The sequence below is a fragment of the Synechococcus sp. H70.2 genome (assembly GCF_047462275.1).
In the GTDB taxonomy this organism is placed as follows: domain Bacteria; phylum Cyanobacteriota; class Cyanobacteriia; order Thermostichales; family Thermostichaceae; genus Thermostichus.
The window spans coordinates 93060-105938 of record NZ_JANSIU010000004.1; the positions used below are offsets into that span (position 1 = coordinate 93060).

The following is a 12879-nucleotide window of genomic DNA, read 5'->3' on the forward strand; positions in this document are numbered from 1 at the left end:
CCCCCCCCCCCCCCCCCCCCCCCCCCCCCACCCGCCCCCCCCACCCAGCACAGGATTCCCACCAGCTTGGCCACTTTGCCAAACCTAAAGCTTTTCATCCCCGCTCCCCCATCCGCCCGTTTTACCGCAGCAGTTGGGCAATGGAGGCAATGGCTGCCTCCTGAACCAGCTCGTCAGTCTCATGGGCTAGGAGATCATGCAAAGGTTGAAGGGCGCGCGGATCCCCAATCTGACCAAGGGCACGAGCTGCCGCCTCCCGCACTGCCGGCTCCCTATCCGAAAGCTTAGTGAGCAGAGCCGGCACCGCCTCAAGTGCCCGCATCTGCCCCAGGCGGTGAATGGTTTGCACTTGAGCTTCCAGGGGAGTTGCCGCTAGGCTAGGGGGCCCAGCGTAGTATCCAGAAGAAGAACCCTGACCTGTCGAAGCAATGGCCGAGAGAGCCTGCAGCGCCTCCAGAGCACGATACCGCTCTATCCCGTTCAAGTGGGGCAGTTGAGCCAACAGGTTGTCAAAAGCCTGCTGCACTGGATCGGCAGCCACTGCCTGTTCAGCAATGCGGGCAAGACTTTGGTCAGCCCGCAGCTGTTGCCAAGACTGGAACAGGGTTAGGCCGGCAACCACTAAAGCCGCATCGGCCAAAACCGCTAGCAGCGCCAGGCTGCCCCAGATTTTGCTGCGACGGCTGAGCTTGCGCATCTGCTTATCCACGTAGGCAAAAGCCTGGTGCTGCCGCTCCCAAAAGTCAGGGGCTACCTGCAGGGTTTGGGCGCTGAGATCAGGAGACAGAAGGTTTTCTTCGCGAGTCGCCTCCAAGCTTTGCAGCCTCTGGCTCAGGCGAGAAAAGTGTTGTGTCCAGAGCCACGTCAACATTGGATCCCTTCCTCTCTCCGATCCTGCCAGCAAAAGCCTGCCTGAGACCGCGATCCAGGGATCCCTGGTCGCATCCAGGGTCAGGGAAAGTTTGCCGCTTTCCCCCTGGCCACAGGAGAACTTAAGCGCCAGGATAACAAAAGCTTTTGCCCCTCGCCACCCATCTTCGCAAGTTGCAACCTTATTGGTTCAGAGGTGGCAGAATCCTACGTAGCCCGCAAGGAGTGGCAATTCCTTATTTCCCTGCCAAAAGAGCAGCTGGAGGGTCCTGCTTGCCCCCCTGGCCTTTGGGTTATCGTTTGGCCAGGAAATGCAGCCATCAGATCCCTGGCAGCCTCACCAGTTCACCAAGGGAGCCAAGTCCAGGAGTACATGTAACATCCTCCCGCCCTCAGGCCAAGAGTGCGGCCTTCTTGCTGCAACGGGATCTGGCAGTCCCTCTACGCGCAGAGACAGGAACTGGACTAGACAGCCGAGACCAACCTACCCTCTCTTAGGGGGGTGTCTGGATCCCGGCCCTGAGGGGCACCCACCCCCAGCAGCTAAGATCTGCCCTTAGCAAGGTGGGGATCCTCCTTCGGGGGGTCTCGAGGAGAGGATTTTTGGCTCCACTCGAGCTGTCGCAGGATCCCGCGCAGTAGGGCCACCTCGGACACAGTCAGGCCGGTGCGGTGAAAGAGGGCGCGCAGCTTGAGCATCTTGCGGCGGGCAGTGTGGGGGTACAGATAGCCAATTTGCAGCAGCAGCGCCTCGAGCTGGCCGAAAAAGCCCTCTAGCAGCTCGAAAGGAGCTGGCTTTGAGAGCCCAGGTCCAGCTGGAAGCACTGGCTCTGGACAAAGGAGGGTACGCAGCTCGTAGCAACAAATGCCTACCGCCTGGGCCAAGTTGAGGGAAGGGTAGGCCGGATCGGTAGGGATCTGGATCTGGCGATGGCAGAGGGCCAGCTCTTCGTTGCTCAAGCCGCGATCTTCGGGGCCGAACACCAAGGCCGCGGGACCAGCGGCGAGGAGATCGGGAAAGGCTTGGCGAGGAGATTGAATTTGCCACTCAGGGGGGTAGGGCTCGCGACGGCCTACTGTCCCGAATACCTGCACACACCCCTGGAGGGCCTCGGCTAGGGTTGGCACCTGCCGGGCTTGGCAGAGTAAGTCGGCGCCGTGCACGGCCATGGTAACTGCTTCGGGATCAAGGGGGTCGCAGCGGGGATCTACCAAGACCCACTGCTGCAGGCCCATGTTCTTCATTACGCGGGCAATGGCGCCGAGGTTGCGCGGTCCTGCTGGCCGCACCAGCACAATCCGCACCTGGGCCAATCGCTCCTGAAGCCGGTGGGAGGGTGTCTGCATTGCTTGGAGCTACGAATCCTCTAAAGTAGAGGAACTAGATCCTGCCACAACTGGGCCTATGGGATCTGTTTACCGCTGCTGGCTATGCCTGCTGTGTCTTGTGCTGCTAGGGTTTTGCTGGGGATCGGCGGGGCTGGCTGCCCAGGAGAGCCCAGAGCCAGCCCAGTGGGTTTCCCTAGCGGAGGCGCGACAGCGCTTGGAAGCCATTGCTGAAGCCATGCACTCAATTCGCCTCTGCAACCGTTCCAATTGCCGCTACCGCGATATCTCCGTCGAGGTGCGGCCCATAGCAGGAGTCGAGCCACCGCAGTACGAAGGCAAGATCGAGGCCACCCTTGACCGTCCCTCTGGCAGCTTGGACAAGGCCCGCTACCGGCTGCGATTTCAGGGCGGACGGTGGCAGTTGCTGGGGGGCGAAGAGGTGTCCGATGTCTCCTCCTTCTTCTTCGAGGGAGATACCTACGAGGTGTTCAGCGCCTACGGCACTCGCAGTCGCAAGGCCAGATTGGCAGATGCCAGCAGTAACCTGCGCGTGGGCTACCGGGAGCTGTACTACCGTGTTTTCGACCAGGGCCAGGAGCGTCTGCGGTAGTTGTGAGGAGCGCCATGAGAAGTCACCAGCGCACCTTGGCCAGCTCTATTTCCCTAGAAGGCATTGGCCTGCACAGTGGCCTGCCGGTTCGCTGTAACCTCCGCCCAGCCCCTGCCAGCAGCGGTCGAGTCTTTGTGCGGGTGGACCAGCCAGGTTCCCCTCCCATCCCTGCCCAGTTGGGATCCCTGGCTCCTGCTGCCCTCTGCACCCGCCTACAGCAGGGATCTGCTCAGGTGCAGACGGTGGAACACCTCCTGGCTGCTCTTTACGTTCTGGGCATCGACAACTGCCGCATTGAGGTAGAAGGACCGGAGCTGCCGATCCTGGATGGCTCCGCGCTCCCCTTTGTGGAGGCGATTGTTCAAGCCGGGATCCTGGCCCAGGAGCAGCCGGCCCTAGTGGGCGTGGTTCAAGAGCCAGTTACCGTCTGGGCAGGGGAGGCTTTTGTTAGCGCTCTGCCCCACCCCGAAGCCCGCTTCACCTATGGCATCGAGTTTGCCAACTCCCCCATCGGCCAACAGTGGCTAAGCTGGCGGGAAGACAGAGCGGATTTTGTCCACTCCATCGCCCCGGCGCGCACTTTTTCCCGCCAACAGGATGCGGAGCTAGCCCGCCACCAGGGGCTGATCCAAGGTGGCAGCCTGGAAAACGCCATTGTCTGTAATGCAACCGAGTGGCTGGGCCCCCTGCGCTACCCCGATGAGCCAGTGCGCCACAAGCTGATAGATTTACTAGGAGATCTCAGCCTGTTGGGCTGCCGCCTGCGGGGGCACATCGTGGCCTACAAGGCGGGCCATTCCCTGCACCACCGTCTGGCCGAGCAGTTGCTAAGAAGTGGATCCCTGCGGATTCAGTCAGACTCAGGACAAGAGCTAGAAAGGGATCTGGTTTGCCACGCCAGGGTGACCTCTCCCCCGCCAGCTTGAGGGGAAACCCAGCTGCTTGCAGAAAGTTGCACTGCCCGCTATCGTGCGACTAGGCTAGCTCGGTGCAGCTTGGATCCTCTCTCCCCTCCAGGCTTTGAGGTTTGTCTTCCGGCTCTGTGGGTCTGCCATGTCCTCCGATGTCTCTCCTCCTCCCCCTCTCTCGGCTGAAGTAGCGGCTCAGTTGGCAGCCGCTCCCCCCGTTTTCACCACGGAGCAGATCCTGGAGATTCTGCCCCACCGCTATCCCTTCTTGCTGGTGGATCGCGTTGTGGAGTATCTCCCGGGGCAGCGGGCAGTGGGCCTTAAAAACGTCACCTTCAATGAGCCTTTTTTCCAGGGACATTTCCCCAATCGCCCCATCATGCCCGGTGTTCTCATCGTTGAGGCCATGGCTCAGGTGGGAGGGATCGTCCTAACCAAGCTGCCGGATGCAGCGGGGCGTCTGGCTCTTTTTGCCGGCATCGATGGGGTTCGCTTTCGCCGCCCTGTCTTACCCGGGGATCAGCTGCTGCTGTCGGCTGATCTACTCACCATCCGGCAAAAACGCATTGGCAAGATGTTCTGCCGGGCCCAGGTGGGGGGGCAATTGGTTACTGAAGGCGAGCTGATGTTTTCCCTAGTGGATTGAGTGAAACCATGCTGCCTGTGCGTCCCCGGGAAACCGTTTCCATGTTGACCCGCGACGGGATCCAACTGGATGCGGATGTCTATCGCCCAGAAGGCGGGGGGAGCTACCCGGTTTTGCTCATGCGGCAGCCCTACGGGCGGGCCATTGCCTCGACGGTGGTGTACGCCCATCCGCGCTGGTATGCGGCCCACGGCTACATCGTGGTCATCCAGGATGTGCGGGGACGGGGCACCTCCAAGGGCTCCTTCTACCCTTTTCGCCAGGAAGCCGAAGATGGGTTCGACGCGGTCAACTGGGCGGCTACGTTGCCAGGGAGCAACGGTGTGGTGGGCATGTACGGCTTTTCTTACCAGGGCATGACCCAACTCTATGCCGCCTCCAGCCGTCCCAGCGCTTTGAAAACCATCTGCCCGGCGATGTTGCCCTACGATCTCTACGCCGATGCCGCCTACCCGGGGGGAGCCTTTGCCTTCTCCAACAACCTCAGCTGGGCGCTGCAACTGGAAGCTGAGGGAGCCCGCCGGCGGGGAGAGGCCAACGCTTACCAGGCCCTCTTCAAAGCCTCCCGCAACTTGCCCCTCTACGATCCCATCCCCCTCAAGCCGGGCGTGCTGCAGCAATACGCGCCCCAGTCCTACTACTTCGACTGGCTGGAGCACAGCGAGCCCGACGACTACTGGCGCCAGCTCTCCCCCCGACTAGAGGCGGTGGATCTGCCGATGTTGCACATTGGCGGCTGGTTTGACAGCTACCTGAGTGGCAGCCTGCGCCTCTACAAGGAGATGAGTGCCCGCAGCCGCAACCCTCAGTACCTGGTTGTGGGGCCCTGGGCCCACCTGCCGTGGGGGCGCAAGGTAGGAGCGCTGGACTTTGGCCCCGAGGCCGTCAGCCCCATCGATCGGCTGCAGGTGCGCTGGTTTGACCAGTTCCTCAAAGGCAAGGACACCGGGATCCTCCAGGAGCTGCCGGTGCGCCTATTCGAGATGGGAGCCAACCGCTGGCGCAGCTTAGAGGCCTGGCCCAACCCAGAGCCAAAAGCTTTTTACCTGCACAGCACTGGCCTGGCTGCCCTTTCTGAGTTCGAGGGATCCCTCCGCCCAGAACCCCCGCCGAGGCAGCAGTCGGATACTTTTGTTCACGATCCCTGGCGACCGGTGCCAGCGCTGGGGGGTCACCTGGTTTATCCTGCCGGGCCGCAAGAGCGCTCTGCCCTCGACTGCCGCACTGATGTTCTCACCTACACCACTCCCTCTCTGGAAACCGACCTCCTGCTGGCGGGGGACATCACGGCAGAGCTCTACGTCGAAGCCGACAGCCCCAGCTTTGATCTCTGTGCCGTGCTCTCCGTGGTCAGGCCGGACGGCCAGGTGTACAACTTTTCCCAGGGCTACCGCCGTCTGCGGGATCCCCAGCCCGAGGCTCCCATTTCAATCCCCTGTCAGCCCACCTGCATCCGCATTCCCCGCGGCCACGCCCTGCGCCTTAGCCTCAGCGCAGCCTGTTTCCCCGCCTACCCTGTTAACCCAGGCACAGGCCTACGGGAGGAGCGGCAGAGTGAAGCCCGCATTCTCACCCTTACTCTTCACAGCGGCGGCAACACACCTTCGCGGTTGAGCCTGCCTATTCTTGAGGAAAGCTAAAGCCTTCTAATACTACTGCAATCTCTGCTTACAAACAAACGCTAGGATGGGAACAGGTGGGGCACGGAAGCACCATGTTGCAAGACCCAAAGCTAATCCGGCACTATCAAGCTCTAACCGACGCGCTGGTGGACAGTTGGCATCGCGGCTATCAGCGCGCTGATGAGCTACGGCTGTTGGTGGACGGTTACCTGCTGGCCTTGCGAGCTGGAAAACAATTGGAGCCCTTTGAGATCTACCGCCTTGAGGATGAGGTCAACCGCTTCCTCTACGATCCGTCCAACTTCAGGGAGCCGGAACGGGAGCTGGAGAAGGAGCCGATGCACGGCTAGGGACTGGCTTTGAGAAGGAGGAGGGATCAAGCAGCGGTAGGCGGCTAGTAGGCTATTCCAGTCCTATGGCAGTTTGGGATACCCTGGCAACCTCCCGGCGCCCGGCTCTGCTGGGATCTGGCCTAGGCTTGGGAATAGCCCTGACCCTCTGGTACGGGGTGTTTGGCTACCACGTCCTGCAGATGGGTATCTGGCTGCTGAGCATCCTACTGGTGGGGCTGTATGTAGCCCAGTTTCCCCCGGCTCGGCCCCCCTGGGATCCGACGCGGCTGCGCTGGCGTCAGGAGTTGCTGCACCTGGGGCTATTGGCGCTGGTTTTTGCCCCCATCTACCTCTACGACCTGGCCAACATCCCTTTTCAAATCAACACCGACGAGATTGTCATCACCTCCATGGCACGGCGGGCCTCAGGGGTGCGCTACCCCGATATCTTTGGGCTGATGCCGGAGTATTTCTATTTCCCCCGCTTCCTGTTCAGCCTCTTTGGCGGCCTGACGCGGCTGATGGGGGGAGTCACCCTGGTCAATGTGCGCACTATGCATGCCGCCTTCGGGGTTGTCACCATTCTGGTGGCCTATGGGTTTTTTCGGTCGTTCTGGAACCCCCGGCTGGCCTTGGCAGGAGCGGCCCTCCTGGGATCCAACCACGCCTTGTTAGGCATCAGCCGCATGGCGATGCGGGAGAATCTGATTGTGCTGGTGGAGTGTGCAGCGCTAGCCTTGCTCTTAAAGGGCGTGCGGGAAAAAAACCCCCTGCTTTTGTATTTGGGGGGAGGGGCGGCGGGTTTCTCCCTTTACGGCTATCTGCCGGGGCGGGTGGTGATCCTGCTGGGGTTGCTGTTTGGCGGCCTCTACCTGCTCCTGGGCCGGGAGGAGCTGCAAGGAGGGGATAAGCAGGTTAACCCCTTCTGGACTTTGGCCAAGCTAACCGTGCCGGCGGCGCTGGGGTTTTTCCTGGTGGCTGCGCCCATTCTGGTGGCCACTGCCACTGCTCCCCCAGAAAGCGCCGAGTATGCCCGCCAGCAATTTCTCTTTTTCCCGGAAGGGCGGGCGCTGCAGCAGATGTGGGTCAATGCGGCTACGCCGGCAGAGGCGGTGTGGCGCAACCTCCGCAACGGCCTAAGCATGTTCAACGATCCTAGCCAGCACGACCGAGGCTACATCTACCCTAACTACGGCCATGCCTTTGTGGATCCGCTGACGGGGGTTTTGATCTGGCTGGGGCTGGGATCCGGGCTCTACCGCCTCCTTAGAGGGCGCAGCCAGCCCCACGACTGGCTTTGTATGGGCAGTTTCCTGTTTCTTTACCTGCTCTTTAGCTTGGCCATCACCAAAGCCCCCAACTACACCCGCCTGCTGGTAATCCTGCCCTTTGTAGCCTACCTAACTCTGGAAGGGATCCAGGCAGTGGCCGGTCTCCTGGAGCGTTGGGGATCCCCAAGGAGGAAGTGGCTGCCGGCAGTGGCGATGGCGGGGGCGATGCTGTTGATTGGCGGATGGAACTTGGCGATCTTTGGCGACTTTGTCCGCAAAGGCTGGACCCAGGGCAATGATGTGGGAGCCACCGGGCGCTACGTGGCAGCTCGACAAGGGGATCCCGACTACCGCTTCTACTTGGCTGCCAGCGCCGCCTACCCCTATTTCAGTTGGGGAGAGCCCATCTATTGGCAGAGTTGGATCCAGTTTTTTGCCGGCTCGGGACAGGAGGTGCAGGTCTTTTCCCCCGAGACGTTGCCCACCCAAGATCTACAGCCGCCATTTACCCTGTTCCTAAACGAGGAGGTATGGAATCAGCAAGGGGCAGCGCTGCAGCGGCGCTTTCCCCGGGGACAGTTGCATCGGATCCCGGCTGAGCGGGGGCTGTGGGCATTTGAGGTGGCCGATCCTTTGCCTGGGCTTTGAGCCAGCTATAGCCATTGTCGTTGCCTTCTTGTGCCACCCTCGGGGATTGGGGAGAGGGGTTGCTCTACATCCATCCCGGCAGGCTGACCCGCAGGGCCCTCGAAAATAGTGCTCGGCGTGGCGGCGCAACTGCTTCACCTCTTGATCGGGATCCCAACGGCGGTAGCGAGCGGGTGACCCTGCTGCCTGCCCCGATCCCCTAGAACGGCTGCTGTTCTCGGCCCGCTCCACGTTGAGCCAGGAGAGGGAATTAGCCACGCGACTCAAGATGGTGTTGCCTCCTCTCTTGTCCTCAACCCCAACCGACGGAGCAGCCGCCGCAGCTCCACCAGCAGCACTCCTGCCACGCCGGTCAAGATCCAGCCCAGCCAGTCCGCCGCCGTGCCCAGGTAGCGCACCTCCACGCGATGCTCCCCCGGCGGGATGCGCACCTGCAACAGGCCCGTCTCGTTGTGTTCAGCCGCTCTGAACCGTCCATCGATTTGTACCCTCCAGGCGGGGTAGTAAAACGTGCGCAAGACTACGGATTGCTCTTGGGAGGTGGGGTTAAGCGCCCGAAAGCGACGGTAGCCATAGCGCCACTCTTCCACCTGGAGCCGCGCCGCCGGATCTTCCACCCTGCCTTGCCACTGCACCAGCGGATCCACCTGCGGCGGCGGCATAGGCAACGTCGCCTGGCGGGGCCGGTATTCCAGTGCATCCACCAGTGCCAGCCCATCGGGAAAGCGCCAGTGCAGGTGCAAGAAAGCAATGCCCGGTCGCTCCTGGGGCTCGTTGGGGAACTGCTTGGCTGCAGCGAGTTCTTGAAAAGTTTGGACAAGCGGCGGATCAAAGCCGGCTTTGGACACCAGTTGCAAGCCCTGCCAGGTTTGGACTGCCATGGCCAGGCCGAGCCCCACCAGCAAAGGGAGCCGCAGGCGCTTGTGCCCCCACCCCCAGCTAGCTAAAGATCCCACTAGCCAAGGCAAGGTTACCGCCGTTACCGCCATCCAGCGCCAGGAGAACTGAATCCGCCGCAGGGGCAAAACCCACTCGTAGAGCCAAGCCAGCAGATCCGTCATCATCAGCAGCGCCACCAGGCTAGCCCCCAAGCTGTAGAGCAGGGTGGCTCTGGCAAGAGATTCGGCAGCGCCACTTTCCTGGGATGGGAAACTCCTCCCCGACCGGCGGGCTAGCCACTCCAGAAAGACCAGGATCCCAACCCCCCCTAGAACCGCCGCCATCCAAACCCAGTACCCCACCAGGTTGCTCTCAAACCAGTGCTCTGTCCAGCGCGGCTGCAGCTGCATGAGCCCGCTCACCATCAGGCGATGGTGGGGTGTATACTCGTCGGCAAAGTTGACAAAATCCACCTGGACATGCCGCTGATCCCAAAAGGCTGGCAGCAGATAAAACGCCGTCCACCCTAGCCCCAGCCCAAACCCCAGGTAGCAGCGCCCCACCCTGGGCCAGAAGGGATCCCTTCCCCCCACCACCCAAGGCAGAGGTAGCCAAATCAGGGTAAACACCAGCAAGGTGGGCAGGTGGGACAGCGCCAGCAGGCCATAGCTCAGGGCCAAAGCCGCAACCGGCCAAAGGGCCTGCAACTGGCAGATTGTCTGCAGCGAGGCCCAGAAAACCCAGGGGGAGAGGGCAATGGCCCACACTTCCCCTATGGCTCCCCTTTGGTAGATATCCACCAGCCAGTAGGGGCCGGCCATGCTCAGGAGGGCCAAGACCAACGCCAAAGCCCAAGGAAGTACCTGCCGCAGCAGAAGGTATAGCCCCAGCCCCAAGACCGCCATCGCTAGGCCCATGCTGGCCACCAAAGAGCCGAGCATATCCAGCCCCAGGGCTCGAAAGGGCAAAGTGGCCACCATACACAGGGGCGGATAGAAGGCAAAGGTGGGGTTGCCGTAGCCGAAGTTGGAATACTCCAGCCAGCGGGGGTAAAGCTGCCCGCCGAAAAATTGGCGCTGATACTGAAAGGCCCAGCTGAGGTTAAAGTGAGTGGAATGAGTGATGGGATAGCCCCGCTGCAGCATCGGCCAGAGCAGGGCCAGCACGCCAGTCAGCAGCACAAGCCCAACCAGCAGTCGCGCTTGGCGCAACGCTTTTACCCTCTCACCGGGCCAAGCTCTCCCGCTCCAAAGGCCCGCCCCCTCTCCCATACTTGCTTGCGTACCAGGCGAATGTTTTCGATAGCCCCAGGCGGCAGGGCAGTTTCTGCCCTTGCTGCCAGGCGTTGGCCCAACGGACGGCTTTTTTGCCAGGAATTAATAGCGAAGCCAAGCGTAGGCCGCCTCAGAGAGCACTGGCACCTCCGCATAGTGGCCGCGCAGGTTCTGTACCCAAGCGTAGAGAGTGACAGCAATCACTCCCAGAAGGGCAGTGTTGGCCAGAATGCTGCTCACTTCCACTAGACCCAGGCTGCCAAAGAGCATAGCAAACACCTGCATCAGCACCTGCACCAGAAACAGGGCTATGTTGAGCAACAGTGCCTGCATGGTGTTGAAGCGAACAAAGTGGGCGATGCGGCTGTTGCGGATTACGAAAAAGAGGAGGGCAAAAAACAACCCCACCCCCAGCCAGCCGGTGGCTAGAGGCAGCAAACGCAGCAGCGGACTAAAAATGGGGATCAAACTTGGCAGAGATTGAAACAAGCCAGAGGGCACAAAGCCGAAGGGGAGAGCCGCTACCAACGGCAAAAGATAGGGAAGGGATCCCCACAGCCGATCCAGGGGGGTGATGTTGCCGCGCCAGGTCATAGTCTTAGCTGCTCATTGAGGTGAAGTTTGCGGGTCGGTGCGCTCCCGGGATCCAACAGCAACACCCAAGCCTTGGGCCCATTGTAGCAGAACGGTCAGTGGGCAAGTGTTCAGGATGAGCATCCTCCTTCATCGGGGCTGGTATAATTGCTGGCAATTCCCTCCCCCCTCACCTTTTCGGCTTTGACTATGAAGATCTCCTCCTTTCCTGTTGCCCGCCTTGTGGGAGCTTTCCTCTGGCTAGTTTGGTCTGGGCTCATCGGCTTTCTCAATGACCGCCTGTTACCGGAGCGCTTCCACGTTCGGCCTGAGGCTTTGCCAGAGGGGCTGGCCCAGCTTTGGGGGCGTTATCTGCGCTACCGACAAGCCTCGCGTCCAGGGGCGATCCAGTTTCGCGGCCTGACGGTGGATCCCGGCCAAGGTGGGTACTCGGCTTATAGGTCTGGTCTGCTCCGCTACCGGGGCTGCCCGCTAGAGACGGCTGCCCCAGCTCGGGATCCCTCCGTTGCTGCCCCAGCCATTGCCAAAACGGCTTTTGTGCCCTCCTACCAGAGGCTGCTCAATACACTTCGCTTGAAGTTGAGCCTGGCCGATGTCGATTGCTATGGGGTCGCGCCGGCCTTGCAGAGAGTTTACCGCGGCCAAGCGTTCTAGGCCGGCCTAAGCAGCGGTGGAGGGGGACGGGATCCCCAGGTGGGGGGCAGGAGCCAAGGGAAAGTTGAGAAAGTTCCCGCTGGGGGACAAGACCTCCTAGAGTGGATAAGGAAGGTCATCGAGCTTGTTATGTCCAAAAGCGGCGTGCTCCTGCTGAACTTGGGGGGGCCAGAGACCCAGGCGGATGTGCAGCCCTTTCTTTACAACCTCTTTGCCGATCCGGAACTAATCCGTCTGCCCTTTCCCTTTCTCCAGAGAGTGTTTGCCTGGGCCATCTCCACGCTGCGGGCGCCCAAATCCCGGCGCAACTACGCGGCTATTGGGGGGGGATCCCCTTTACGGCGCATCACCGCTGCGCAGGCGCAAGAGCTACAGGCACAGCTGGTGGCGGAGGGCTACGATGTGCCGGTGTATGTAGCCATGCGCTACTGGCACCCGCTTATTGAGTCGGTGGTGCAGCAGATCAAGTTAGATGGGATCACCCGCCTGGTGGTGCTGCCCCTGTACCCGCAGTATTCCATCAGCACGACTGGCTCCAGCTTCAAGCTGCTGGATCGCCTCTGGGCTGAGGATCCGGAGCTGGCCCGCATCGAGCGCCGCCAGATCTGCTCTTGGTATGATCAGCCCCAGTATGTCCAGGCCATGGCTAGGGCCATCCGGCAGCAGTTGGATGCGTTTGCAGATCCAGCAAGCGTTCACGTGCTCTTTAGCGCCCACGGCATTCCCGAAAGCTATGTTACCCAGGCCGGGGATCCCTACCAGCAGGAGATGGAAGCCTGTGTCCAGCTCATCTGGCGCGAAGTTGGGCGCCCCAATCGCTACACCCTCTCCTATCAAAGCCGAGTGGGCTCCGTGCGCTGGCTGCAGCCCTACACCGAGACGGTGATCCCGGAACTGGCCGCGCAGGGGGTAAGGCAACTCCTAGTGGTGCCAATTAGCTTCGTGTCGGAGCACATCGAAACCCTCCAGGAAATCGACATTGAGTATCGGGAGCTGGCCCACCAGGCTGGGATCCGCGAGTTTCGCCGCGTGCCAGCGCTGAATGCCGACCCCCTGTTTATTGCTGGCCTGGTGGCGCTGGTGCGGCCCCATTTGCTCCCTCCAACACCTGCGCTTGTGCCGGCGGCAGTGGGCAGCTCGCTACTGGAGTGATCTCTGGGCCAGCAAGGGCTAGATCCCCCAAAGTAATTGCTTGTTTTTGTGCAGCCTAGGGATAATCCTTCGGGAAGTTTCCCCGCTCTA

At 61.3% G+C, this 12879-nt stretch carries 12 protein-coding genes; 8 read left to right on the forward strand and 4 right to left on the reverse strand.

Features of this window, described 5'->3' with window-relative positions:
• Positions 1-121: 121 nt before the first annotated feature.
• Together NW822_RS05450 and NW822_RS05455 are read right to left on the reverse strand one after the other, a co-directional pair.
• The gene (locus NW822_RS05450) at positions 122-871 is read right to left on the reverse strand and encodes a HEAT repeat domain-containing protein (protein ID WP_414362515.1); all 750 of its coding nucleotides are present in this window, start codon (positions 869-871) and stop codon (positions 122-124) included.
• Between the two features lie 542 nt (positions 872-1413).
• The gene (locus tag NW822_RS05455; RefSeq protein ID WP_414403770.1) at positions 1414-2217 is read right to left on the reverse strand and encodes an RNA methyltransferase; all 804 of its coding nucleotides are present in this window, start codon (positions 2215-2217) and stop codon (positions 1414-1416) included.
• A gap of 58 nt (positions 2218-2275) precedes the next feature.
• Here NW822_RS05455 and NW822_RS05460 point away from each other — a divergent pair, with 58 nt between their 5' ends.
• From NW822_RS05460 to NW822_RS05485, 6 genes are all read left to right on the forward strand, one after another.
• A complete protein-coding gene (locus NW822_RS05460) occupies positions 2276-2809 on the forward strand; it encodes a hypothetical protein (protein WP_414403771.1) in 534 nt (177 codons plus the stop codon).
• A 14-nt stretch (positions 2810-2823) separates the two neighbouring features.
• Positions 2824-3735: a UDP-3-O-acyl-N-acetylglucosamine deacetylase gene (gene lpxC, locus NW822_RS05465; protein ID WP_414403772.1), complete on the forward strand. Its 912-nt coding sequence runs from the start codon at positions 2824-2826 to the stop codon at positions 3733-3735.
• Between the two features lie 127 nt (positions 3736-3862).
• On the forward strand, positions 3863-4363 hold the full coding sequence (fabZ, locus tag NW822_RS05470; protein ID WP_414362511.1) for a 3-hydroxyacyl-ACP dehydratase FabZ: 501 nt from the start codon (positions 3863-3865) through the stop codon (positions 4361-4363).
• Between the two features lie 8 nt (positions 4364-4371).
• Positions 4372-6003, forward strand: a complete 1632-nt coding sequence (locus tag NW822_RS05475; RefSeq protein WP_414403773.1) for a CocE/NonD family hydrolase — start codon at positions 4372-4374, stop codon at positions 6001-6003.
• A gap of 74 nt (positions 6004-6077) precedes the next feature.
• On the forward strand, positions 6078-6335 hold the full coding sequence (locus NW822_RS05480) for a DUF6761 family protein (protein WP_414403774.1): 258 nt from the start codon (positions 6078-6080) through the stop codon (positions 6333-6335).
• Between the two features lie 65 nt (positions 6336-6400).
• Positions 6401-8236: a glycosyltransferase family 39 protein gene (locus NW822_RS05485; RefSeq protein WP_414403775.1), complete on the forward strand. Its 1836-nt coding sequence runs from the start codon at positions 6401-6403 to the stop codon at positions 8234-8236.
• A 263-nt stretch (positions 8237-8499) separates the two neighbouring features.
• On the opposite strand, the gene NW822_RS05490 is transcribed toward NW822_RS05485, so the two are convergent.
• Both NW822_RS05490 and NW822_RS05495 read right to left on the reverse strand, forming a co-directional pair.
• Complete coding sequence (locus NW822_RS05490) at positions 8500-10296, reverse strand: hypothetical protein (protein WP_414403776.1); 1797 nt, start codon at positions 10294-10296, stop codon at positions 8500-8502.
• Positions 10297-10491: 195 nt separating this feature from the next.
• Positions 10492-10983 carry a Tic20 family protein gene (locus tag NW822_RS05495; RefSeq protein WP_414403777.1) on the reverse strand — a complete coding sequence of 164 codons (492 nt, stop codon included), beginning with the start codon at positions 10981-10983 and terminating at the stop codon, positions 10492-10494.
• Between the two features lie 189 nt (positions 10984-11172).
• On the opposite strand from NW822_RS05495, the gene NW822_RS05500 reads away from it, so the two are divergent.
• Both NW822_RS05500 and hemH read left to right on the forward strand, forming a co-directional pair.
• On the forward strand, positions 11173-11637 hold the full coding sequence (locus NW822_RS05500) for a hypothetical protein (protein WP_414403778.1): 465 nt from the start codon (positions 11173-11175) through the stop codon (positions 11635-11637).
• A gap of 129 nt (positions 11638-11766) precedes the next feature.
• Positions 11767-12789, forward strand: coding sequence for a ferrochelatase (hemH, locus tag NW822_RS05505; protein ID WP_414403779.1), 1023 nt, complete (start codon positions 11767-11769; stop codon positions 12787-12789).
• The last annotated feature ends 90 nt before the right edge of the window (positions 12790-12879 follow it).